Annotated in this window: 22 protein-coding genes; all 22 read right to left on the bottom strand. The window is 43.1% G+C overall.

From position 1 onward, the window contains the following. The 22 genes from FYJ65_RS00280 to FYJ65_RS00180 all read right to left on the bottom strand — a co-directional run bounded on the left by FYJ65_RS00280 (window position 1) and on the right by FYJ65_RS00180 (window position 23,941). Window positions 1-4,452, bottom strand: coding sequence for an AAA family ATPase (locus FYJ65_RS00280; RefSeq protein WP_206157225.1), 4,452 nt, complete (start codon window positions 4,450-4,452; stop codon window positions 1-3). 31 nt (window positions 4,453-4,483) lie between these two features. Then, on the bottom strand, window positions 4,484-5,956 hold the full coding sequence (locus FYJ65_RS00275; protein WP_328603023.1) for a DUF4236 domain-containing protein: 1,473 nt from the start codon (window positions 5,954-5,956) through the stop codon (window positions 4,484-4,486). A 31-nt stretch (window positions 5,957-5,987) separates the two neighbouring features. Next, on the bottom strand, window positions 5,988-6,761 hold the full coding sequence (locus tag FYJ65_RS00270; protein ID WP_328603022.1) for an ion transporter: 774 nt from the start codon (window positions 6,759-6,761) through the stop codon (window positions 5,988-5,990). Continuing rightward, window positions 6,712-6,933 (bottom strand): DNA-binding protein, encoded by a 222-nt coding sequence (locus tag FYJ65_RS00265; protein WP_154553345.1) that lies wholly within the window; start codon window positions 6,931-6,933, stop codon window positions 6,712-6,714. The genes FYJ65_RS00270 and FYJ65_RS00265 overlap by 50 nt, the downstream gene beginning before the upstream one ends. A 199-nt stretch (window positions 6,934-7,132) precedes the next feature. Continuing rightward, a complete protein-coding gene (locus FYJ65_RS00260) occupies window positions 7,133-8,635 on the bottom strand; it encodes a glucosaminidase domain-containing protein (protein ID WP_154553344.1) in 1,503 nt (500 codons plus the stop codon). A 2-nt stretch (window positions 8,636-8,637) separates the two neighbouring features. After that, entirely contained in the window at window positions 8,638-9,057 is a 420-nt protein-coding gene (locus tag FYJ65_RS00255; protein ID WP_154553343.1) for a phage holin family protein, read from the bottom strand. Window positions 9,058-9,141: 84 nt separating this feature from the next. After that, on the bottom strand, window positions 9,142-10,542 hold the full coding sequence (locus FYJ65_RS00250; protein ID WP_154553342.1) for a hypothetical protein: 1,401 nt from the start codon (window positions 10,540-10,542) through the stop codon (window positions 9,142-9,144). 6 nt (window positions 10,543-10,548) lie between these two features. Further along, entirely contained in the window at window positions 10,549-12,501 is a 1,953-nt protein-coding gene (locus FYJ65_RS00245; RefSeq protein WP_331469422.1) for a hypothetical protein, read from the bottom strand. Window positions 12,502-12,526: 25 nt separating this feature from the next. Then, entirely contained in the window at window positions 12,527-12,907 is a 381-nt protein-coding gene (locus tag FYJ65_RS00240; protein ID WP_331469421.1) for a hypothetical protein, read from the bottom strand. Beyond that, entirely contained in the window at window positions 12,894-15,725 is a 2,832-nt protein-coding gene (locus FYJ65_RS00235; protein ID WP_154553341.1) for a phage tail tape measure protein, read from the bottom strand. Before FYJ65_RS00235 ends, FYJ65_RS00240 begins: the two co-directional genes overlap by 14 nt. 14 nt (window positions 15,726-15,739) lie before the next feature. Continuing rightward, window positions 15,740-15,877: a hypothetical protein gene (locus tag FYJ65_RS09480; RefSeq protein WP_178857384.1), complete on the bottom strand. Its 138-nt coding sequence runs from the start codon at window positions 15,875-15,877 to the stop codon at window positions 15,740-15,742. Between the two features lie 32 nt (window positions 15,878-15,909). Beyond that, window positions 15,910-16,311, bottom strand: coding sequence for a hypothetical protein (locus FYJ65_RS00230; protein WP_331469420.1), 402 nt, complete (start codon window positions 16,309-16,311; stop codon window positions 15,910-15,912). Window positions 16,312-16,354: 43 nt separating this feature from the next. Beyond that, the gene (locus FYJ65_RS00225; protein ID WP_154553340.1) at window positions 16,355-16,939 is read right to left on the bottom strand and encodes a major tail protein; all 585 of its coding nucleotides are present in this window, start codon (window positions 16,937-16,939) and stop codon (window positions 16,355-16,357) included. Next, entirely contained in the window at window positions 16,932-17,261 is a 330-nt protein-coding gene (locus FYJ65_RS00220) for a hypothetical protein (protein WP_154553339.1), read from the bottom strand. The genes FYJ65_RS00225 and FYJ65_RS00220 overlap by 8 nt, the downstream gene beginning before the upstream one ends. An 18-nt stretch (window positions 17,262-17,279) precedes the next feature. Next, entirely contained in the window at window positions 17,280-17,660 is a 381-nt protein-coding gene (locus FYJ65_RS00215) for an HK97 gp10 family phage protein (RefSeq protein ID WP_154553338.1), read from the bottom strand. Between the two features lie 2 nt (window positions 17,661-17,662). Further along, entirely contained in the window at window positions 17,663-18,004 is a 342-nt protein-coding gene (locus FYJ65_RS00210; RefSeq protein WP_154553337.1) for a phage head closure protein, read from the bottom strand. Window positions 18,005-18,017: 13 nt separating this feature from the next. After that, complete coding sequence (locus FYJ65_RS00205; RefSeq protein ID WP_154553336.1) at window positions 18,018-18,296, bottom strand: head-tail connector protein; 279 nt, start codon at window positions 18,294-18,296, stop codon at window positions 18,018-18,020. Between the two features lie 60 nt (window positions 18,297-18,356). Then, complete coding sequence (locus FYJ65_RS00200) at window positions 18,357-19,577, bottom strand: phage major capsid protein (protein WP_154553335.1); 1,221 nt, start codon at window positions 19,575-19,577, stop codon at window positions 18,357-18,359. A gap of 39 nt (window positions 19,578-19,616) precedes the next feature. Next, window positions 19,617-20,363 carry a head maturation protease, ClpP-related gene (locus tag FYJ65_RS00195; protein ID WP_154553334.1) on the bottom strand — a complete coding sequence of 249 codons (747 nt, stop codon included), beginning with the start codon at window positions 20,361-20,363 and terminating at the stop codon, window positions 19,617-19,619. Further along, window positions 20,363-21,727, bottom strand: a complete 1,365-nt coding sequence (locus FYJ65_RS00190; protein WP_154553333.1) for a phage portal protein — start codon at window positions 21,725-21,727, stop codon at window positions 20,363-20,365. The genes FYJ65_RS00195 and FYJ65_RS00190 overlap by 1 nt, the downstream gene beginning before the upstream one ends. Before the next feature lie 118 nt (window positions 21,728-21,845). Next, window positions 21,846-23,471, bottom strand: coding sequence for a terminase large subunit (locus FYJ65_RS00185; RefSeq protein ID WP_206157224.1), 1,626 nt, complete (start codon window positions 23,469-23,471; stop codon window positions 21,846-21,848). Further along, window positions 23,471-23,941 carry a phage terminase small subunit P27 family gene (locus FYJ65_RS00180; protein WP_154553332.1) on the bottom strand — a complete coding sequence of 157 codons (471 nt, stop codon included), beginning with the start codon at window positions 23,939-23,941 and terminating at the stop codon, window positions 23,471-23,473. Before FYJ65_RS00180 ends, FYJ65_RS00185 begins: the two co-directional genes overlap by 1 nt. Window positions 23,942-23,988 lie beyond the last annotated feature (47 nt).

Genomic DNA, 23,988 nt, shown 5'->3' with positions numbered 1-23,988 from the left:
TTACGCCTCCTTTATGTCTTCTTCTGTAATGGTCACAAGAGCTTCTTTCGTATACTCTGTGAGATTACTTAATCGCAATGCCTGATTGTTCAGTGATCTTTCAAACACATTCCTTACATAACGTCCATTTCCAAACTGTTTATTGGTTTTAGCCACCTCTAACTTTTGTCTGAGCAATACTTTACCAGCTTCACTCAACACATATCCCTGTTCAGAATAGAATCCATCTGCAATCTGCATAAGCTCATCTGTACTATAATCTGGAAATTCGATGATATTGGCAAATCTTGAATGTAATCCTGCATTTTTATCAAGGAATTTATTCATGTCATCACTATAGCCAGCAAGGATAACAACTAATCGATCTCTGTTATCATCCATCATTTTTACAAGTGTATCGATTGCCTCTTGACCAAAATCATTATCTCCGCCCTGTGCTAAAGCATAGGCTTCATCGATAAATAAAACCCCGCCCAGAGCAGTTTCTATTACCTCTCTTGTCTTAATTGCTGTCTGACCAACATATCCTGCGACTAGACCAGATCTGTCTGTTTCCACCAACTTATTACTTTGAATAACATTCATGTTATACAGAACATTCGCAACCGTTCTAGCCATCATTGTCTTTCCAGTTCCTGGATTTCCAGCAAAAATCATATGCATTGTCTGCGTGCTATCGGTTTTAAGACCAGCCTTCTTTCTCTCTGCCTGTAACTTAAGCCTTGCATTAAGACTACGAATGTATTTTTTAACAGAATCAAGACCTATAACTTTTGCTAATTCAGCTTCTAAATCAAATCCTTCAACCACTGTTTCTGCTGCTCTAATATCAACTGGCAGAATCATTGTAAGTTCATTTCCGGAAATATCCTCTGTTGCAATTCTTGAACTTTGTCTTCGTATTATGCTTTCGACAAAATTTCTTACCATACGACCATTTCCAGATGATGCAGTCGCATGTCTTTTTAATTTTTGAATCTCTTCTTCTATTAGTTTATCCGAACCTTCAGCAAGACTAAAGCCTCGCCCTGTTATCATCTGCTTACAAATTTCATATAGTTCAGAAGCCGAATAATCAGGAAAATCTATTCTTAATGGAAATCTTGACTCTAAGCCAGAGTTAGCTTTCATAAAATCATTCATTTCTTTACTATATCCAGCAAGAATGACAATAAGCTCTCCCTTATGATCCTCAATCAACTTGACAAGTGTATCTATGCATTCCTGACCGAAACTACTTCCATCATTTGTGATGGAATATGCTTCATCAATGAATAGTACCCCTCCAATTGCAGACTTAAATACATCTTCCGTTTTCTTTGCCGTCTGTCCAACATATTCGGCAATCAAACCTGTCTTATCCGTTTCGATAAGCTGCCCCTTCTTCAGTATTCCCATAGACTTAAACATATCTGCTACGACTCTTGCTATGGTTGTTTTTCCTGTTCCAGGATTTCCAACAAAAATCATATTTAATGATTGTGTTGTATCTACCTTGAGATCTGCTTTTCTACGTTTTTCTGTTGCAAGGCACATCCTATATTGCGTCCTCACAAAATCTTTTACTGATGTAAGACCAATAATTCCAGAAAGCTCTTTTTCTAAATCAAAGTTCTTAAGCTTATCCTCTCCTCTGATGTCCTCTGGTTTAATCAGATTTGTTTCCTCATGTTCAACATTCTCTTCAATCACTCTTACAGATTGTTTACGAATAATTTCATCGATAAGGTTCCTTACCATACGACCATTTCCAGAATTTTCTGTTGCATACTGTTTCTGATCTGTGATTTCATTTTCAAATGCCTTTTGTCCATCCAAATCCATACGAAATCCTCTCGCATGAATCATTTTTAAACCGATCTGATAAAGCTCACCAGCGGAATAGTCTGGAAATTCTACAAACAGAGGAAATCTTGACTCTAAGCCTGAATTCGACTTCATAAATTCTTTCATTTCCTTGCTATATCCTGCAAGAATAACAACTATCTCACCACGATAATCCTCTATTAATTTCACAAGAGTATCAATACACTCTTGTCCAAAACTGCTTCCGTCATTCGTAATAGAATATGCTTCATCTATAAACAGCACTCCACCTAATGCAGACTTAAAAACTTCTTCCGTCTTTTTTGCAGTTTGTCCAACATACTGAGCCACAAGACCGCCTTTATCCACTTCAACAAGCTGACCTGACTTCAGTATATCCATAGAATGAAACATATCAGCCACAATGCGTGCCATTGTAGTTTTACCAGTTCCTGGATTACCAGCAAAAATCATATTAAGAGACTGTGTCGTATCAACATCTATATTTGCTTTTTTACGCTTTTTATTGGCCTGTAACATAGTGTACTGGGTACGGATGAATTTCTTCACCTCTTCCATTCCAATAACTTCCGCCAGGCTCTTTTCAAGATCAAATTCAACTACTTTATCAAAGCCAAAATCCGCCTTGCAAAGTAGCTCCATGTCTGCGCTTGAATCATTTACAATTCGCTGAGACTGATTCAAGACGGCTGCTTCAATAAGATTTCTAATTAATCTTCCGTTACCGCCATCGTTCTTTCCTTTTATCTGATGCTTTTCAATCTGATGTACCAGTCCCTCTTCACAATCAGCATCAATCTTGTATCCCTTCGATGCAGCTGTAACTTTTGCAATTGCAAGCATCTCATCTACGGTATAATCCTCAAAGTGGACAGTATTAGGGAATCTTGATTTTAATCCAGAATTCGCTTTAAGGAATTCTTGCATTTCATCTTCATATCCCGCAAGGATAACCACCAAATCATCCCTGTTATCTTCCATTCCCTTGACCAAAGCATCTATCGCCTCTAATCCAAAAGCATCATTCTTATCCCGACATAAAGAGTATGCTTCATCAATAAATAAGACCCCTCCTATAGCTCCATTAATAACCTCAGTAGTCTTTACAGCTGTATGTCCTGCATACTGTCCCACTAAATCAGCTCTTGTAACCTCACATAAATGTCCTGATGAAAGAACCCCAATTGCTTTCAAGTATTTCGCAACAATTCGTGCAATAGTTGTCTTTCCTGTACCAGGGTTTCCAACAAAAATCATATGCATGGAAATATCAGACTTTTTGAGTCCTTTTCCTTCACGCATTTTCTGGACTTTATAGTTTGTTTCAAGATTTAAGACATATTCCTTAACTTTTGCCAGACCAATGACCTGTTCAAGCTCTTTTCGTGCTTCTTCAAGTTCTAATGCGTTAAAATTTTTAAGATATGAAGATGTTTTAATAACTTCTCCACCCTTAAGCACAACACAGTATCCATCTTCATAAGTAAGCTTTGCGCTTTCATCATCCCAGAGAATTTCCTGAAGCTTCATTTCTGAAAGCGTTTCATACAAATGGTCATCTATATGGTCTTCAAGACCCTTTACACCTTGTGCCGGATTATATTTTCGGCTAAGAGCCTCGACAATCTGATCATCAAATTCTATATTTATATGTAAGTTCTTTTTACATTTAGCAACCAAATTTACGCAGAGAGTGTAAGCCAAATCCTTAACTTGACCTTCACCAATTGGATCTAATGTAATAATGTCTCCAAGTTCTTTGACAATTTTATTTCCTAGAACAGAAATAATTTTTGACTGAGGAAGAACTGATGTCATTGCAAAAAACTTACCATTAGTGGCAATTTCCGACACAAGTTCCGTATTTAGCACTCCTGTTGCTTCCACAAGACTGCCATTATTAACCATATATCTCTTTGAAAGTTTATATGTTCCTTCTGTGAGTAGCTGATATATAATATCCAATTGTCCCAAAGAAGATTTATCAACATTCTCAAATACTACTGTCTCTGTGTTAGTATTTAATGCCTTGAATAAATCACTTAGGAATAATGTATTTGATGAATCGGCTGTATAGTCAGACATGTCCACCGTTGCTACTGGTGCGTATCTGAATACTTTCTTTTCCTTCAAAAGTTCGGTAATACATCTGACTGCATATACTTTTCCACGACTTTCTGATCCCAAAACAAGTATTGCATTTTTGGGTTTTACATTATCAAATCCCCTAACATATGGTCTCTGGAAAGCTTTGCATAATGAATTTCTATCGTTATCAGAGCCAACCCAATATTTTTTCAATTCATTCGATAATCCATCAAATGCATCTATAGCCCTGCTTGCCGCCTTAGTTTCCTCCTTGGAAGGCGTATATGTTTTCACCGGAGTTTTTACCGACTGTACCGGCGTGGCAGTGGCAGTATTTGTTCCAGCTCCACGCTGTAACGGAGTCGAAGCTGGGGCATTTTGTTGTTGAATATTTCCCCTGTTAATTGTCTGTGTCGATTTTTGTGCATAGTTTGTACTCTGCTGATTTTTAGCTATAAATCCTCTCTCATCTACACAGGCCTTAATCTGGTACTCAGGAAAAAGCAATTGTATTAATTCCTTTGACTTTTTTGCCATGTTTGTCTCCTTTATCGTCGAACGGTTATCACTATAAGTAATTGATGATATATCTCAGCCAGTTGCTTGTTTTTTCTGCCAACTCTTCAACGGTTCCGTCCACTGTCTTTATTTTTCCACTATTCCCCATTGGATAGCTAATTGACAAATTACCATCTCTAAGACTTACAGCACCAACATTAGAACCCTTATAGTTCACCTCAATAGTCCCGTCTCCTATGCGTCTGCATTTGCAGACTGTTGGAAGCCCATTCTCAATAAGTCCATTCCAAAAAGCTTCTAATACAATTCTTTCAGACTCACTGACGTCGATTGGCATATAATCCATCATGTTGCTAGGATTCCCTGTGTTTTTAACCACATCCATATCAGAGGCTTCCGGCTTGACTTCCGAGTAACTATTGATTTCTTGGAAGTCTTCTGAATTGTCAAACTCATAGGATTCGCTTTCATGTTGTGTAAGCGCTGGCTCTTGTGCCGCAAGCAATCTTGCTTGCTGAGCTTCTTCAATCATAACTTTTACGATAGAAGAGAACTGCTGGGCATTTCCAATGTTAGAAATATATAAAATAATATCTAATCCTGTATCCGACGTAAATTCAATGCTTCCGTAATTACATTTAGGAAGCTGTCGATTATTTTTAAATCTCTTATCCGCAGTTCCATTCTTATTCACATACTGCCATGTATGTCCCACTATTTGTGCATCTTTAGGAACTGCACCGCTTTCAATGAATACTACATTACCTACACCCATATGCAATTCAGAATAGTCTACTGCTCCCCACCCCTTCTTACCTTTTATAATCAGTCTGTCAGGCAGTATAAATACATTATCTCTTAGCAACTTGATGTGATAACATGTAGCATCAGTTTTCAAAAAGAACGGTTTCTTTTTCTGGAATTTTACTATTTTACGTCCAACGCTTTGAGATGCACCTGCATTCGTTTTTCGTGAAGCATTTGCTTGAATAGTGTTGACCTGCCAAATGCTTCTATTATTTATGAGCATCCCCATAGCTTGATCCATCATTTGAATTCTTCGTTTGCCGTATTCATCAAATTCGTATTCCACAGATATCTTTTTTGTCGCAGACAGATAAATAACTCCTGCTATGCCAGCAAAGAATAGAACTATAAAAAATGGTGTTCCTGGTGTCAGCAAAAGAGAAATAATCGTTACCCATATTAGCAATGTTCTAATTCCAGAATATTTCTTTATCGCATCAAGAAAATCCTGTGTATTCTCTGTAACCAGTTGTTTGACATTGGCCTCTTCTGCTTGATATAAAAGATTGCCTGTATTCTGAACTACCGGTTGTGAAAAATTATTGTTTGCACTATTTCCAGTGGCTTTTTTCTTTCTTCCGCTACTATCATCAACCCATGACAGACCTGTCCCTGGAATAGAATAGGTTTTTCTTACTCCACCGCCAGCTTTTTTGGTAACTCTGTAACCTTTGCCACCCCAGCTGTAACCCACTCCAGATTTACTAAAATTCACTCTGAAGCCACCACCTAAATTAATGCTCTTCCTATACCTCAGGCCCATCTTTATCCACCTTCTCTTTCCTGATTTTATTTAATTCGTCCATATAACCAGCTGTAACAATACCAGCTGGTAGGGCAACTATTGCTATTCCAAATAATGTTGAGCACATTGTAATAATCTTTCCTGCCATTGATACAGGATAAATATCTCCATACCCCACGGTTGTTAATGATACTGTTGCCCAATAAACAGCATCGAAAAATGTCGGAAATGTTTCTGGCTCTACGCTTAAAACAATTAATGCTGAAATCAAGATATAACCGACAGCCAGTCCACATACAACCAATAAGGATTCTTTCTGCCTTTTGAATACATTAATAATTATCGAGATACTCTTTGAATATCTTATAACCTTGAACACCCTAAACACTTTCAATGTTCTTAGTAGCCTTAATACCTTAAGAATTCTCAAGGCTTCACTTACAGCAATTATCGACGGCAGTATTGAAAGCAAATCAATAATTGCCATTGGTGTTATCGGATATAAACAAAAGGATTTCGCTCCTTTTTTCAGTTTTAAGTCTGCCGTGACAAGTCTTAACAGGTAATCTATGATGAAAATAACTGCTGTCACATGATCTATAATTGGCGAAAAAAGTCCCACCCCTTTTGTAGCGATTGGAACTAAGCTACAGACAATCACAATCATCATAAAAACATCATAGAACTTGCTTAGATTATCCTTTTCATCAGCGACTTCTATAACTTCATAAAGCCGTTTCCTCATGTTTCTTCCTTCTCCAATTTTTATATTCACCGGATATCACTCTATTATCTGTGGGTTTTTTTGCATCAGAAGGGATAGCCCAAACACCACCAAATTTAGTAGCACCTTTGATTTTTCCCTCTGCGCACATTATTTGCACAGTACGTTCCGTTAATCTCCATTTTTCAGCAATGCTTTTTACTGTACTATATCCTTCTATCATGCGCACCTCTTTATCTAACAGCACAACATACTTCAAGGCGTAATAAGCCAATTTCTATCATACTCGTTTCTCCGAAAAATGTCAATATGAGACTTTATTGATTTAATGTGTAACTATAGTATTTCTAAAATTAAAAAGAGCCTGTAGATATCTGAAACATATCAGACAACCACAGGCTCAATAACTTTTCGTTATTCAATTAAACTCTTTCACAATACGACAAAGCAATCCACCCGGCACCGGATTTAAGTCTACCCCATCCGGCATCAGAGCCTTTACCTTCTCTGACTTCAACGATAGTGAATACACCTATTCCAGTGTACTGCCCTGTCTTAGCCGTATTAGTTCCAGCACCCTTCCTGATATTCAGATCAGAAATACTAACCTTCACCAAGAACGGGCAATCGGCATTGCTCATCCCACTTGTAGCACCTTCTGCCACCTCAGGATAAACCTGCCTTCCATTCCAATCATACACCTCATACCCCGGATGCTTATCAGCCATAGCCTTTGCATTGGCAAGCACCGTATAAGCACCAAGCTGAGATTTTGCATCCTCCCAACTCTTCCTTACACGATAATACTTCACCACATCCGAAGCCTCGCCGGCCATATCATACTGAGTCAGTTTCCATCTCTTAATAATGCTGCAGAGCTTGTCCACATAAGTAAGGCTCGTAGCATATCCACCGTCTTTGATAATCTGTACAGCCTTCTTATAATCTGTACATCCCTTCAAGCCATCATATCTAAGCTTGCTGCCATTCTTCGCTCCAAGCAGATAAGCACTGTGGTCTGCAATGGAATCCTCCACACAACCATATCTTCGGAAATCAGCAGTAATGGTCACATAGCTTCCATCCACATTCTGCTCCTGAGTCTTCTTTGTATAAACAGAGCTGCCATCCCAGGTAGAACCACCCCAGGTATTGCCTGAAAGTGATTTCTTCATTCCAAAGCAGTTATTCGCCCCCTGAGCAAGTTCACTCTTACCATAACCACTCTCCAAAATAAACTGAGCCATAGATACAGATGCCAGAATACCACTCTCCTTCTGATCAGCCGTAAACAAAGCACCAACCTTTGCAATCACCTGTTCCTCAGACAGTGAAACAAACTCTCTCGCCTGCATCCCTGAAGGAATCGCTTCTGCTTCTTCACCGCTAAGTCTCGCTGTAACCTTCGTAGCCAAATCACCCAGCCTTGCATAAAGCCAGTTCCCCGGACAGCTCTTATTGGAAAACCATCTGTGAACCGTGATGAGCATTTCATCCTCCTTCGGCTGATAGCTCAAAGACTTGTCCTTATCTCCAAACCAAAGCAGCTTCTTCTTGCCATTTCTCTGGCAGATATCCACACACAAGTCAATCAGCCTGTCATAGACCACCTCATTCATTGCATAAGGTTCCGCCTTGCCGGAAGCGCACTCAATGGTAACTGCTCTCTGATCATTCTCATTGCTGGAAGTACACCAGGAACGATTCTTTTCTTCCACATACATGCCAACCCTGCCATCCTTATCAATGCCATAATTGGAAGAGGCCTGGGTTGACGGCCTTTGAAACCAATCCCCCAAGCCTTCTGCGCTGCACTGTCCAACAACACAGTGCGGTGATATTCTGTCAATCCTCTTTGTGCGCTGTCCGGAATGATTCGGACTAAGCAGCGTAAACGCCACTAAAGGACTATTCGTAAATCCCATAATCACTCACCATCCTTATCCTCTTCACTGCGGTCATGCAGCTGCTCCAGCACTTTCTTAAGCTTCTCCGGAATCGGCAACCCCAAATGAGCCGCATTTTCCAGCAATGAAATCCCCTCATTACTGAGATAGAAAAAGATCACCGCCGTTCTTAAAATAGAACCATTTCCGATGACCTGCACATCCAACACATTTGCAATTCCTACCAGCATAAAGATAAGTACCTTTCTGCAGATTCCCTTGAATCCAACCTCCGAAGAGAGCTTCTTATCGGAAATCGCACACATAATTCCCGTGATGTAATCCGCCACCACAAATAAAAGCAATGCCAGAATCAAACCATCACACCCTCCCAGGAAGTAGCCAAGCCAGCCGCCGATTCCCGTAAACACCAACTGCACAATACTCCAAAACTCTTTCATATCCTCTCATCCTCCTTAAAATGTATATAGAAAAAGCAGCTGCCCCTCTTAGAGCAACTTCCTCATCCCAAAATTCCATCCCTATCAGCTGTCCTCTTCCGTCAGCTCATAGGTAATCTTCATCGTCTTATCCGTAGTCTTCACCACGGCAGTACTCAGATTGTTGATACTGGCCAGATACGGTGTCAACAGAAAGCACATTCTGTAATCCGAACCATAGTTACCGCCCCAGCCAAAGCAGAATTCCTTGTACTGGAAAAGCGGCGTACCCAGATTCAGAAGCCTTGTACTTCCAACCGTCTGCACTACCGTATCATCCGGCTTAATCTGATAATCCCATCCGATAATCAGGTCATTTACCATAAACAGATAATTCGCACAGGTTCCGGAACCGGTCTGAGACTTCCCGGCAGAAGTAAATCCAAAAGGAATCAATGTCACATCCGTGGAATTGTTGAGATTGATTTTATAGATTCCTGCATCATCATAAGCAGTCAGATACAGATAGCCATTCCGGATGACACCTCTCACACCACGCTGTGCATAAGTATCGACCTTGAAATACCCGATTGCCTTCAAATAACAGTTGGATAAGGTCCATACACCTTCTGTCATGGTGTAATCATCCTTCTTAATCTTCACCCAGTACATCTTGGCATCCCCTGAGGAATTTGCTTGATTAGCAAACCCATACCAGTATCCGTCATGCCCATCCAGAAAATCTCCATAAGGTGTATAGCTTCCAATAAACTTAAAAGTACTGCAGGGAATCACCTTCTCTTCCAGCAGGTCATTCGTGGTATCATTCAGTCTGTCATTCAGTCCCAGTGTAAACACCGGAAGCCTTCTCTTATGGATAATCACGGAACTATCCTGGAATCGAATATTAATCAGGATATTGTTCTCAAAATCCACCTCCACCGCACTGAACAGCTCTGCAAGCTCCTCCACGGTCTGCGTCTCAAGTCTTGTTTCCATGATCTGATAGAAGGCAGCTTTGGAATTCTCCATACTGCCATAAGCAGCCACACCGCCCTGTTTGGAAGTCAGTGCCACCGCTGCAATGGTTCCATTTCCCTGGCTTGGTGTAAACTCCCAGACAAAACGATACCCATTTTCAAGTGGCTTACTCTCCGTAAGATTCATACTTCCCCTTGCCACATCCGCAGTAGCATTGACATCATTGGAGGCATAGGCCACCGGGAGCTTTGCAGTGGATGGATAAATATTGTCCGCATCCTCTGTCAAAGCTTCCGAATAAAGCAGTATGCCCCCGATCATGTTAGGGCAGATGGGAATCAGATTATTATTCCAGAGCAGATGCGTATCATACTCCCCGGCCACAGAATAAAAAATACCCATAGGATTCAATCCCAGGATATGATTTACCGCATTCGTCACCATATTCTCTTCCTGTACTCTTTCCAACACTTCCCCAGTGGCGTCATCGATCATCTCGATGACCATATTTCCTTTCAGCTTCATCCTTACCTACCTTTCCACCGGCATCGCAAATGCGCCGATTCCAAATCTTCCAGGAACCACATCACTGTAAGTTCTCTTTACAAGCTCATCAATCTTCCAGGTGATATTCTCATCAACAGCGGTCATCTGAAGCACACCGCCGAGTTTCACCTTCTTAATTGTCTCCTCAATCCTGATCTCACCATCCCAGGCTTCCCCGGCACCCATTGACTGACCCATAATCGCGGCAAGACAATCTCCGGTATCCACCGTAACCGTTCCACCCGTTGCCCTTGCATACACATTGAAAATGTTTCTGTAATTCGCCACCAAATTCTCGATGGGATAATACAGCATGATGGAATGCATTCCGGAATGCCAGGTCTCTTCCGGCTGATGAATCTCAATGATGCTGTCATTGAATTCAAAGGTAAAATGTACCACCACCTGCCCGTCTTCCTTCCAGACCACAGGCAGTTCCACAGTTAATGTCTGTTCTTTTGTCTTGCCAATCACAACAGGCTCCTCTGCTGCAACAGCACTATCCGAACTTCCTCCGGTCTCATCTAAAACATCAGTCCCCGCAGCATCGCTATCAGTTGTTCCGCTATCTGTAGTTTCCTCATTACCTGCAGTACCCTCTGCCAAAACTTCTTCCACTTCCACCGAAGGAATCAGCACATCCCCTCTTGCAACCACAGACCTTTCCACCTGGTCTGCATTCACTCCCACAATCACAGATCCAAAGAACTGCGCCATAACCGCTTCATTCGGTGCAAACTCGATGGAAATGATCTTCACATCACTCTCACCTACCGTAAAAGAGCTGGCATTGGTAAATGTATGAATACCAATCCTGCCAGCTTCTTTGTTGTCTATAATCTGATTCAACAGACCACTAATGTTCTTATCATTTTTTGACTTGGCATGTGCCAGCCTTGGATTCTTACCAACACCCTTCAGCGTGTGCTTCCCGCCAATCTTACACTGCATGGAAGTAATGGCGGATATCCTGTTTTCATCTGCCTGTCCACCTTTGAACCGGATCACATCTCCTAAATCCAGCGCAGGATTTCCTGTTGTTTCAGAATCAAAAGGTACATAATCTACAACCGATAAATCATTCAGGATATTCATACACAACTGCTCTCTTGTTTCCTTCAGACCAAACTGCAACAGCGGATTCACACCCAGATTCATTGTCAGCCCATCATCCGGATCCAGATGATAATACTCTGCCGTTTCCGTTTTCATGTTGGTAGAAGAAACCGCTGTGTACCTTGTGATAAAATCGGAAAAGCTGCTTGTAAAGCGGTGCTTTGTTTCCAGTTCCATCACCGGCTCATTGCCATACTTCCTCAGCTCCAGCTTGCCCTCTCGGTTGATACAGAAAAACCCACCAAGAACCTGCCCCACATAGTAGAGCACATCCCGGTAGGTCTCAATATCATTCTCCGTAAAAATGGAAAGCAGTTCTGTTCCATTGGGCATCGCTTCATAATCAGCCTGACTCTGTGCCATTTCCACCTTACAGGCCTTGCAGCACAGGCTCACAAAATCATACACCGTGCCGATGGTTTCAAAGCCATTGAAGCTCTTATCAAACCGTAGCATGAAATCATAGGCTTTCAGCTCCAACGTCTTGATATTGCGGTTAGCCTCCGACACCTCAAAGATTCCCATTGGAATCTCTTCAAATGTGCCATCCGACAGTCTCAGATGATAGAACAATTCCACCAGAGCATCTTCCAAAGTATATCTGTCAATATTTGATAAAAGTGTGATCCCCATTTCCGCTGCATACACCGTACCAAGCTCGATCTCAGTAGAACCACAGCACTGACTGGAAATATAACCGCTTCCCTTTACGATATCATCAGCACCAAACTCATATGTGACACCCTCCGTTGTCGTAATTCTTCCCGTCCAATAATATCTTCTTGTGTTCTCCTGCACCGCCTGCAGGAATGCTTCGCTCACCGGATACACGAAAACACCCTCTTTCTTATAATTCCTTCAAAGTAAATGAAACAATCCACAACCCCTTATAACTTGTATCCTTCTTAAGCTTTGCCTTGAACCCTTCCACATACATTTCCGTCTGTCTCACACTTGCAGTCTCCGGGTCAAAGAATCCAACTCTTATCTTCTCCTGCTGTTTATACCCAGTAAGTAACCTTAGCCACTTCTGGGTAACAGAAAAGGAAACAGAAATAGTCACAACACCAGTTCTCACCACATCCCTCTGCACGGTTCCTGCCTCTGTCTCTCCACCACTGTCTGCTTCCTTATCTGCCATATCCACTTCATAACTATCCGGCAGAGGAAGATCCACGCCATCAAAATTCAGATATTGAAAAAATGCCACCACTTTATCTTCCTCCACTTCTTAGATTTGCCCTCTGCTGGGCATTTACAATCACTTCATCCAACATCGTACCGCCAAGGTACACAGGAATTACGACATCACCACCGCCGCCATTTATTCCGGATACGCCTTCACGAATCGCACTAACAAGGCTGCTTAAGTCTGCACTCGATACAGTTCCTCCGCCTGCCATTTCTATCTGACCTGAATTCACCTGAGGATTGACCACCATATCTGCCGCAAGACCACTTACCGCATCCTTGACCATTCCCTTGCTCTTCTCAATACCTTTAGCCAGTCCGGACATAAAGTCAGGCATCCAGCTCTCGTATTCCGTAAGAGGTCCTTCATCAGGAACAGAGAAATGTAGGAAAGACTTAATGGTATCAGCTACACTGCAAACCGCATCTTTCACCTTTCCTATGCAGGACTTGATACCATTCACGATTCCATTGATGATATCCGCTCCCCAGCTGAATGCCGAAGAAGCCAGATTCTTAATGAAATTCACCGCATTGGTAAATCCATTCTTGATGGTATTGTAGATTCCGGAAATGGTATTCTTAATCCCATTCCACATGCTACTAAAAGCAGTGGACACCGTCGTCTTGATGGCATTCACAACGGTAGCCACCGTATTCTTGATGCCATTCCATACCGTCGTGATGGTGTTCTTGATGCCATTTATCACTGTGGTAACCACATTTTTGATGGCATTCCAAACTGTAGAAAATACCGTCTTGATAGCATTCAGTACAGTAGTAATCGCCGTCTTGATTGTATTCCAGGATGTAGTCAGGAATGTGCTGATTGCCGTAACAACCGTAGTCACCACGGTCTTGATTCCATTCCAGATGGTCGTAAAGAAGGTGGAAATCGCATTCCAGATTGTCTCAGCCACAGACTTAATTGTATTCCACATCGTACTAAGGAAGTTACTGATTGCATTTACAACGGTAGTAAAGGTATTCTTGATTCCTTCCCAAAGCCCGGTAAAGAAAGAAGCCAAGCCATTCCAAACCGTTTCCGCTGTAGTCTTGATAAACTCCCAAGCAGCCACAAAAAATTCCTTCAAGGCTTCCCAAACTGCAACCGCAATCTCCTTGATACTTTCCCACAAATCTATCCAGAACTGCCGGAACTCATCACAGTTATTCCAAAGATAGATAAACGCTGCCACCAAGGCCGCAATGGCTGCAATAATCAGCACAATCGGATTGGCAAGCATAGTCGCATTCAGTGCCAAAAATGCTGTCTTTACTGCCTTAATCACACCCACAACCTTTGGCACAATGGTCATAATCGTACCCACTGCCGTAATGATTTTGCCAATGATAATCAGTACCGGGCCCAGCGCCGCCGCAATCAGTGCAACCGTCACAATGGTTTCCTTCACACCGTCCGGCAGACTGTTTAGTACATCAATAAATCCCTGCATCCAACCCACAATCTTCTTTACCGCCGGTAACAGAATTTCCCCAAAAGAAATGGCCAGCTCCTGCAACTGAGATTTCAGTATGGTGAGCTGACCTTCCAGGTTATTATTCATGGTGTCTGCCATACTCTGTGCAGCACCGTTACAGTTATCTATCGCTCCTGAGAGCTTCGCAATGTCCCCTTCTCCTGCATTCATAAGTGCAAGGAAACCTGACATGGCATTCTTTCCAACCAGTGATTCCGCAGCTGCTGCTTTCTCCGATTCTGACAAACCACTAAAGGCAGTTCTACAGTCAGCCAGAATATCCGACAAATCCCTCATGGAACCATCTGCATTGGTGGTGGCAACTGTCACCTCGCCAATATTTTCCCCACAAATCTTAACCTCACCGGAAAGATTTGTCATTATGGTGCGAAGGGAAGTACCTGCCTGAGTGGACTTGATACCGGCATTTGCCATAAGACCGATGGCTTCCGCTGTATCTTCCACCGAGAACCCCAAAGCACCTGCAATCGGCGCACAATACTTAAAGGTCTCACCCATCATTGATACATTGGTGTTCGCATTGCTAGATGCCGCCGCCAACACATCTGCAAAATGCCCCGAATCCTGCGCCGACAAACCAAAGGCAGTCAGTGCATCGGTTACGATATCAGAAGTCGTAGCCAGATCTTCTCCCGAAGCAGCCGCCAGGTTCATCACACCTTCAATACCGGAAAGCATGTCCTCTGTCTTCCAGCCGGCCATCGCCATGTAGTTCATAGCCTCAGCCGCTTCCGATGCAGAAAACTTCGTCTTGCTTCCCATCTCTCTGGCTTTCTTTGTAAGAGCCTCCAAATCACTTCCGGTTGCTCCCGATACTGCCGCCACCTTGCTCATGGCAGATTCAAAATCTGCTGCAGTCTTCACAGAAGCAGTGCCAAGCGCAGTCACAGTAGCCGTAACTGGAAGAAGCTTCTTTCCTGCCCCTTCAATGTTACTACCCACATCCTTTAACTTCTCACCAGTCGCAGAGATTTTCTGCAACGCCGTAGCTGACTGGTTCGCCTGCTCTTCCAGTCTCTTTAGCTCATTCTCAGTTTCAATAATCTCTCTTTGCAGAGCATCATACTGATCCTTGGAAATCGTTCCATCATTTAATGCCTTTTCTGCCTGCTCCGCAGCAGTCTTTAAGGTTTCCAGCTTTTCCTTAGTTTCCTTAACCGCATCCCCAAGCAGCTTATGCTTCTGCGCCAAAAGCTCTGTATTACCAGGATCCAGCTTAAGAAGCTTTTCCACATCTTTAAGCTGTGCCTGCGTATTCCTGATTTCGGTATTAACACCCTTTAATGCTGTTTGAAGTTTCGTGGTATCGCCGCCGATTTCAATGGTGATACCTTTAATTCTCGATGCAGCCATACCGAACCTCCCTTCTAAAACCGGTCAAAATCAGCCTGTGTAGCCAGCACACTGTAATTCTTGTCCGCATCCTGATCGTTTCCGCTCTCAACATACATATCATTCACCATTCCAATCGTAAGTAAGTCCAAATCACGAATACTAATCCCCAACTGGACGCACCTCAACAGGAACAGCGGTGTTGTCATCGGACGGTCTGTTGCACGAAGTTTTTTTTAGCCTCTGCATCTGATCTGACATTCAATCCCCAAAGCTCTATAATCTTTGGAAGCACCTGATAAATACTGAATGTATTAAAATCATCCAGCCACTCTTCCGGTGTATCGGGAATGCCCGGATCCGCATGCTTTGCCATCACATAGGCAATGTTTTCAAACATCTCCAGAGAGAACAAATCCAGATTGCTCACCTCTTCGCTGTTGCTGTCAATCGCCTTCTCCAAAGAAGCCAAATCTTTGTAGATATCCCTCTGGAATTTCATCCTGTATATTCTCGGAATCGCAGCACTGGCTCTAAAAGGCACCTGCTTTCCGTCAATTTCGATATTCTTAATCATGCTCATAAAATAATCCCTCTCTTTCCACATTAAGCAAAAGAGCCAGGACATTTCTGCCCCAGCTCACCAATTCTTACTCTTCGCTTGTATTCACGCCGGTAAGTGTAGGCATATAAACTGCCTTATACCAATCGGCATAAACCGTACTGTCTGTTTCATTACCGGTCTTAGCCTTAACCACACCGGAAGGAAGCGGTGTTGCCTTGATGGTAAGAGTTTCCGTCTGAACCTCCCTGCTCTCTTCGTTTGTCTTGCCCTCGATACCTGGTCTACTTGCAGAGCAGTTATAAAGGACATGACGGATATGCTTCACATCTCCATCAAACTCAAACAACAGAGCAAATCTGTTCAACTCCGAGTTCGCATCCTCAATCAGAACCTTGTTATCATCCAGAGTCTCATTCAAAGCAGATACCCTGAAATCCTCCGGAATCATCGCAAGCTCCAGATCACCGTCATAACCCATGTTGTTATTGATGACATAGTACGCAGTACCATCTGCATAGAAATTCTCCGGCTCACCATTGGCATCCAGAGAAATCGAAACCGCACCAGGTAATGCAACAGGAGTGCCGAAGGAAACTACACCTTCCTCACTTGTCTGAAGCATCGCATAATGCGCATTCTTAAGATTGTATTTGACCTTATTATTAGCCATTATTCAAACCCTCCATTTCAAAACTGTACATGACCTCATAAAGCTTCTCGCTCTGGATCCATGTTTCCGACTTGTTATAAAAAATCTCATGTCCATCCAGGACATCCTCTACTCTCGACTCCAAGGCAATATCCTTGAAATCGGTGTACATCTCAATCCTGACCTCATTCAATTTGAAATACACCCTGCCGTCAGCAGCAAAGTTATTACTGCCCGGAATCAGATAACAAATGAATGGCGGATCAGGACTTTCTCCCTCTGCAAAGTGATCATAGGCAAAGGGAATCTGCATTTCCTGAATAATCTGAACCAGTTCTTCCATTAACATCACCTCTGCGAATCACTTCAAAGCTTTCTCTACTTCCTTTTCCAAAAGTTCAGCTGCAGCCTCTTCTGCCGGAGCGATATGCGGAAAGGCTCTCGTTCTGCCACCACCACGCTTGGCATGTCCAAATTCAAGCAGATGTGCCAGCTGATAACGATTCTTGGAATGCACAGTGACTTCCATCGCATTTGCATTTTCCTTGGTCGTTTTTACAGCCCAACTCTTTTTATATTTCCCAGTCTTAACCGGAGCACCTGCCTGTACTTCCCTTTTGGCTTTATTACCTGCTTTCTTCACAGCGGCCTTCATATCCTCTGTCGCAATGTCAGCGTATTCCTGCAAACCTTCCATAATGACATGTGCCATCTGGTCAATCCTGCATCTGTCCGTTGCCATGCTTACCGCCTCACTTTCCTACAGCTTAATTTCAGACTTTTCTTCTTGAAATTCATATGATCCACATTCGTGATATCATAGATTTCATCCCTGAAAACAATCCTGTGAGTTGTGGAACCAATCTCCGATGCTTTTTTACAGTAACGAATCGTTACCGTCATCCCCACATCTTCCACAATTGTTCCGGCCTCTTCCTTTTCCTTGGAGCTTGCCATACCCTCACCGCCAATCGTTGCATGACAGGTATAGAAATCTTCCCAACCGTTCTTATGATTTCCGATAGAATCGGTAATCACAGTATTCTTCTGGAACGTAACCTTCTCATTTAATAATCCAATGTCCATCGGCTACCTCCCATCAAAATCCAGGCTCTCTGATTCCAAAAAGCAAAGCCCTTAGTCCAAGTGTCAAAGTCTTATGGTTTGCATCTTCACGGTGCTCATAAAGATAAGCCACCGCATACATGACCGCAATCTTACTCACAGACTGTTTTTCAAACTCTTCACGGTCTGTAAACCTTGCCACATCCATACAAATCTGCTGACTCTGAACAATGATGCCCTCAAGCAGTGCATCATCGTCATCGAAATCCACCCGCAGATAATTCTTCATTTCTTCCAATGAAACTACTGCCATCAAACATCACCTCACACAAAAGGGAGTCGCATTTCACGACTCCCCACAATCACCAGTTACTTATGATGAAGAACCACTCTTCTGCTGAAGAACCTTGATAGCCTCAGGAAGGATAAGCTTACCATCGACTCTCTGAGTTCCCATGAATCCGACCTGACCATTCGCAGCATAAAGCTCGGACAGCTTCTTGAAGGTTCTGCCCTGACGGTCTGCAATCCAGTAATACTTGAAATCACCGAAGGCGATAGTCTTTGCACCGGCTGCCGTAGTAGGCATAAATGCAGAAGTCTTCACAGGTCTGCCAAGGATCGTGTCCGGAGTACCTGCAACCAGAGAAGGCTGCCATAAATACTGACCGGTAGAATCCTTAAGCTTGCGGATCTGCTTCACAGTAGCATCATTCAGTACCCAAACCGCATTCTTACGGTAAGGCGCCTTCAGGCTGTAGAAGAGATCAATCACTTCATCTGCAGTAATGGCAGTTGCAGAAGCTGCAGTCACACCAACCTCAGCACCACCGGTTGCTGCAAGAATACCAAGCGGCTTGCCCTTGCCATCGCCATTGAAGAAGGACTCTTCCTCTCTTGCACCGATACGTCTTGCAAATTCCTTAGAGATATATGCCTCAAGGTCAAAGACACTGTCAGCAAGAAGCTCCTCGGAAACCTTAATCATGGTACCAAGCTTGTAAGCACCGATAGATACCTGGCTGAATGCATCATCAGATTCCTGATAAGCACCCTCTTCATCTACCCAGCTTGCAGAACCCTTGGATGCCACAACCGGAATCTTACGGTCACCGCTGGAAGTACGAATCACATGGGCAAGCGTACGGAATACGTTCTCTTCCTCAAGTGCTTCCACCAGAGTTCTCTCAAACTCATCAGGTACAAGATAGCCGCCCTCAGAGTCAGTACCTTCCTGAAGGGCATTGAGTACAGAAGGCATAGGAGCCTTTACTCTCATCGCATTCCAGAACGAACCCTTATACTCATCAGAAGCACGTCCTGTCTTTTCAGTTTCATCTTTACCCATCTTTGCACCCGGCTTTCCGGTAAGCGGAGTGCTGGTAGCCTTGGAAAGTTCTGCATCAATGGCAACCTGTCTCTCCAGTCTCTCAATCTCCTTACCAAGATTCATAACATCCTGCTCCATCTTGTCGTAGGTCGCAGTATCTTCCTCGGAGAGCATACCGTCTGCACCTCTCTTGGCATCAAGAAACTGCTTTGCAGCATCCCATGCCTTTGCTCTTTTCTCTCTTAATTCTAAAATCTTACTCATTTGAAAATCCTCCATTTTCTGTACTAAAAAAGCCTGCTATCAATGCGATAACAAGCTCAGTCTCTTCTCCAGCTGTTCTACCGGAGTACGCTTCTCTACTGGCTTCTTAGGTGGAATCAGTTTGGAAAGCATGGAATTCATAACCGCCTGTCTGGAAAACATCACAGGAGCACTCATCTCATCGCTAACCGCAATCCCCTCACCAGCGTCATTAGTTACATCCCCCTGTCCGTCAGCGAACAGGATTTTATCTGCAAAGCCAAGCTCCACTGCCTTTTTCGCATTGAACCAGCTCTCAGCATCCATAAGCTTTGAAATCTTGTCTCTTGCAAGACCAGTCTTGATCTCATAAGCATTCATAATGGATTCCTTCACTTCGTCCAGCATCTTTACCGCCTTCTTCATTTCCTCAGAATCTCCGATTGCGATCGTCGCAGGATTGTGAATCATCATCATTGCAACAGGACTCATTTCCACCGTAGTTCCAGCCATTGCAATCACGGATGCCGCAGAAGCTGCAAGTCCGTCAATCTTGACTGCCACATCGTATGGATAATCCATCAGCATGTTGTAAATCTGAGCTGCAGCAAACACATCCCCGCCGGGGCTGTTGATCCAGACTGAAATCGGACCCTTACCCATGTTCAGCTCATCTTTGAAAAGCTTTGGAGTAACCTCATCCCCGTACCAGGTTTCATCTGAAATTTCTCCATTCAAAAAGAGCGTCCTCGATTCGAGTTCGCCCTCATCCTGGTTCTGTATCCAGTTCCAAAATTTCCTCTTCATTAACTACCATCCTTTCCAAAGCCCTCAGCACTCAAGTGTTCAAGTACCTTCTCAGCTTTGCTTTTGTTTCTTGTTCTGCCAGGCTGCCCTCTACTCTTCTGATTCTCTTCCGGCTCAGTAGTAGATTCGGATGCACCTGTAGCAAATATTCCTGCATCCTCCAGCTTTGTCATATTTCCATTGATGAGATACAAATCACCGCCGGCCTCAGCTGGAATGCGATCAAGATTTTCAAGCTCACGGATATCATTCGCTGACATCCAGCCGTTCTGCCTTGCTGTTGCATAACCGTTCATTCGGCTCTGGTAATCACCTCTGAGTAAGCCGTCTACATTGAACTTAAAGAAATATGTCTTCTTCTCTTCCTGAGTAAGAAGAGCTCTGACCATAGCCTGCTCCCATCTTGCCACCCAGGGATCCAAAGTATATTTCACAAATTCAAGTGACTGCTGCTCAATATTAGAAAAGCTCGATTTCTCCAAGTCACCGACCATGTGAGGTGGTACCCTAAAAATTCGAGCTATCTCATCAATCTGAAATTTTCTTGTTTCCAAAAACTGTGCTTCATTCGGGCTAATGGAAATCGGTGTGTACTTCATACCTTCTTCCAATACCGCCACCTTGTTAGCATTAGCAGAACCACCAAAGGTTGCCTGCCATGATTCTCTCACACGACTTGGATCTTTAATCGTTCCCGGATGCTCTAATACACCAGATGGAGCTGCACCATTTGCAAAAAATTTTGCGCCATACTCTTCACAGGCTATCGCCATACCAATCGCATTCTTTGCCATTGCGATAGGACTGTAGCCTACAAGACCATCGAACCCTAATCCCGGAATGTGCAATACATCGTGAGGCTGTAATATCACCGTTGTACCCTTCATGGTATGAGCATCCTCTGTATTCATGTAATACTCATAATAAAGTTGTCCATCCCCATCCCGATTTACCGTCATCCTGTCCGGCATCAACGGATAAAGTGCAATAATCTCGCCCCTTGCATTTCGAATAATCTGACTGTACGCATTCCCCCACAAAAGCAAATGTGTCATCAAAGTCTCACGGAACACAAAGCTTGTCATTTCCGGATTTGGTTCATCATGGAGTAAAAAATAAAGCGGATGATCCACCGCCTTTTCCTTACCACCATCTGCTGTATATCTGTAAAACTGTAAAGGAAGTCCGGCCACCGCCTCCGACAATATCCTCACACAGGAGTACACCGCCGTCATCTGCATCGCTGTTCTTTCATTTACTCTTTTTCCAGAAGTACTTCCACCCATAAAGAATGAATACGCACTGCCGGAAGTTCTATCTGTGGGAGCATCTCTTCCACGAAATATGCTACTGAAAAATCCCATAAAGCCTCCTTATCTGAAAATATCGCTCCAGGCTCTTACTATCTGTATGAATCCTGTAACCGCTAGAGCAATTACACCAACAATCACTATAAGAACTCCTGCGATAATTCCCTTCATCTTAAAACACCAATAATCCTCTCTCATCGTAAACGCTACCACTCTGACCTTCCTGACGGATACATCTATCAAGAGCCATAATCGCAGCAACAATACCATCTATCTTCTCTTTTGACTTAGCCTTGGTAACTTTGATATTGCCAGCAGGATCTGTGTCAATCACTACATTACCTGCCATCCACCTAAGTACCGGATGTCCTCCGTGAATAATCTGTCCTTCCATCAAAAGTCTGTAGAACTCTTTCGTAGGAGCTGACATTGAAGAAAATCCCTGACCAAAAGGAACAATGGTAAATCCCTCGCCCTCTAAGTTCTGAATCATCTGTGTCGCATTCCATCTATCCACCGCTATTTCCAAGATGTGATATTTCTCAGCCAGGTCATAAATAAATTTCTCGATAAAATCATAGTGAATGACATTACCCTCAGTTGCTAAGATATACCCCTGCTTTTCCCACACATCATAAGGAACGGAATTGGCTTTAACTCTTCTTGGTATCGTATCTTCCGGCACCCAAAAGAATGGAAGCACAATGTACTTCTCTGTCATATCCCTTGGTGGAAACATCAGCACCAGAGCTGTAATATCACCTGTACTGGATAAGTCCAAACCTGCATAACAGTCTCTTCCTTCCAGAGCATCCATGTCAATCGACTCATTGCCTCTCATATAGATTGCATCAGGGATCCATGCTGTTGTGCTTGATACCCACATATTCATACGAAGCCACTTGAATGTGATTTCATCGGCTGGATTCTGCTTTGCTTCACGGTATGCGTCACGAAGTCTTTCGATATCAACCGTATATCCAAGGGAAGGATTGACCTTGTACCAATTTGCTTCATCCTCCCAATCTTCATCATCCTTTAGTCCATAAACCACAGGATAAAAAGTAGGATCCACTCGCCTGCCTTCCAAGATATCAACAGCCTTGGTATGCAACTCAAAAGCAATCGAATGTCTGTCATTACCTGCAGTCGTAATAATAAAATGAAGCGGATTCTGCCTTGCATCTGATGAGCCCTTGGTAAGGACATCATATAGCTGCCTATTTGGCTGGGTATGGATTTCATCAAACACCAAGCCACTTACTGAAAATCCGTGTTTACCACCAACCTCTGCTGACAGCACTTGGTAATAACCGGCGTTGCCATAATTGACAATTCTCTTGGTTGCCGCCATCAGCTTTGAACGTTTCATCAGAGCTGGTGACATCTCAACCATCTGCTTTGCTACGTCAAAAACAATGGAAGCCTGTTGCCTGTCTGCAGCTGCTCCATATACTTCAGCTGAAGGTTCATTATCCGCATACAATAAATAAAGAGCGACAGCTGCTGCTAATTCGCTCTTTCCTACTTTCTTACATATTTCCACAAATGCAGTACGGAACTGCCTGTTTCCATCAGGTTTTACAATTCCAAAAATATCTCTTATCAGTTGTTCCTGCCACGGTAATAGCCAGAATGGTGTTCCCGCCCATTTGCCTTTTGTGTGACAAAGGTTCTCAATAAAAGTAACCGCCCTGTCTGCTTTTTTCTTATCATAATGAGAAGTAGGAAGCATAAACTGAGAAGGTTTGTAATTCTTAAGCTTTGGATATCCCTTTGGTCTCGGTTCCTTTGCCATTAAGAATCACCCCCAAGTAAAGCCTCCATCTCATCAACATCATTTTTATTTGCAGATGATGCTGCCATGATTCTTGATCTTGCAGAAGGTGTAAGTCCAAACTCTGACGCAGCTGACATCATAAGTCTCTGTTCTGTATTGCAGATAGCCACATAAGGATTAGGTCGTTGCATACCGTTTTCTGTCTCATAGGTTGCACCCTCAGAATCGATATGCTCCTGAGCCTCTTTCCATCTTGCATATGACTGACAGTAAGCAGCAAATGCAGCTCTGTCTATATCCGTAAGAACACCCATCTGATTTAGTTTTTCACAGAGTCTGTTCCATTCTTCCTTTGCTTCAGGTAATAGCCACTTTGGACAGTCGGGCATTCCCTTACCTGGCATCGGCTCTTTCGTATTCAGTTTTCTTTTTCCCGGATTGCCTTCCAGCTTTTTTACTGCTGTTGGCTTAGGTTTTCTACCTGCCATCGGAATCCCTCCTTTCCCCAGATTTCATTTTTCATTTCGCGATTTTG

It is taken from the genome of Mogibacterium kristiansenii (genome assembly GCF_009695905.1).
GTDB lineage: Bacteria > Bacillota > Clostridia > Peptostreptococcales > Anaerovoracaceae > Mogibacterium_A > Mogibacterium_A kristiansenii.
The sequence above is the reverse complement of the archived record's forward strand: the minus strand, read 5'-3'. Positions and strand labels throughout refer to the sequence as shown.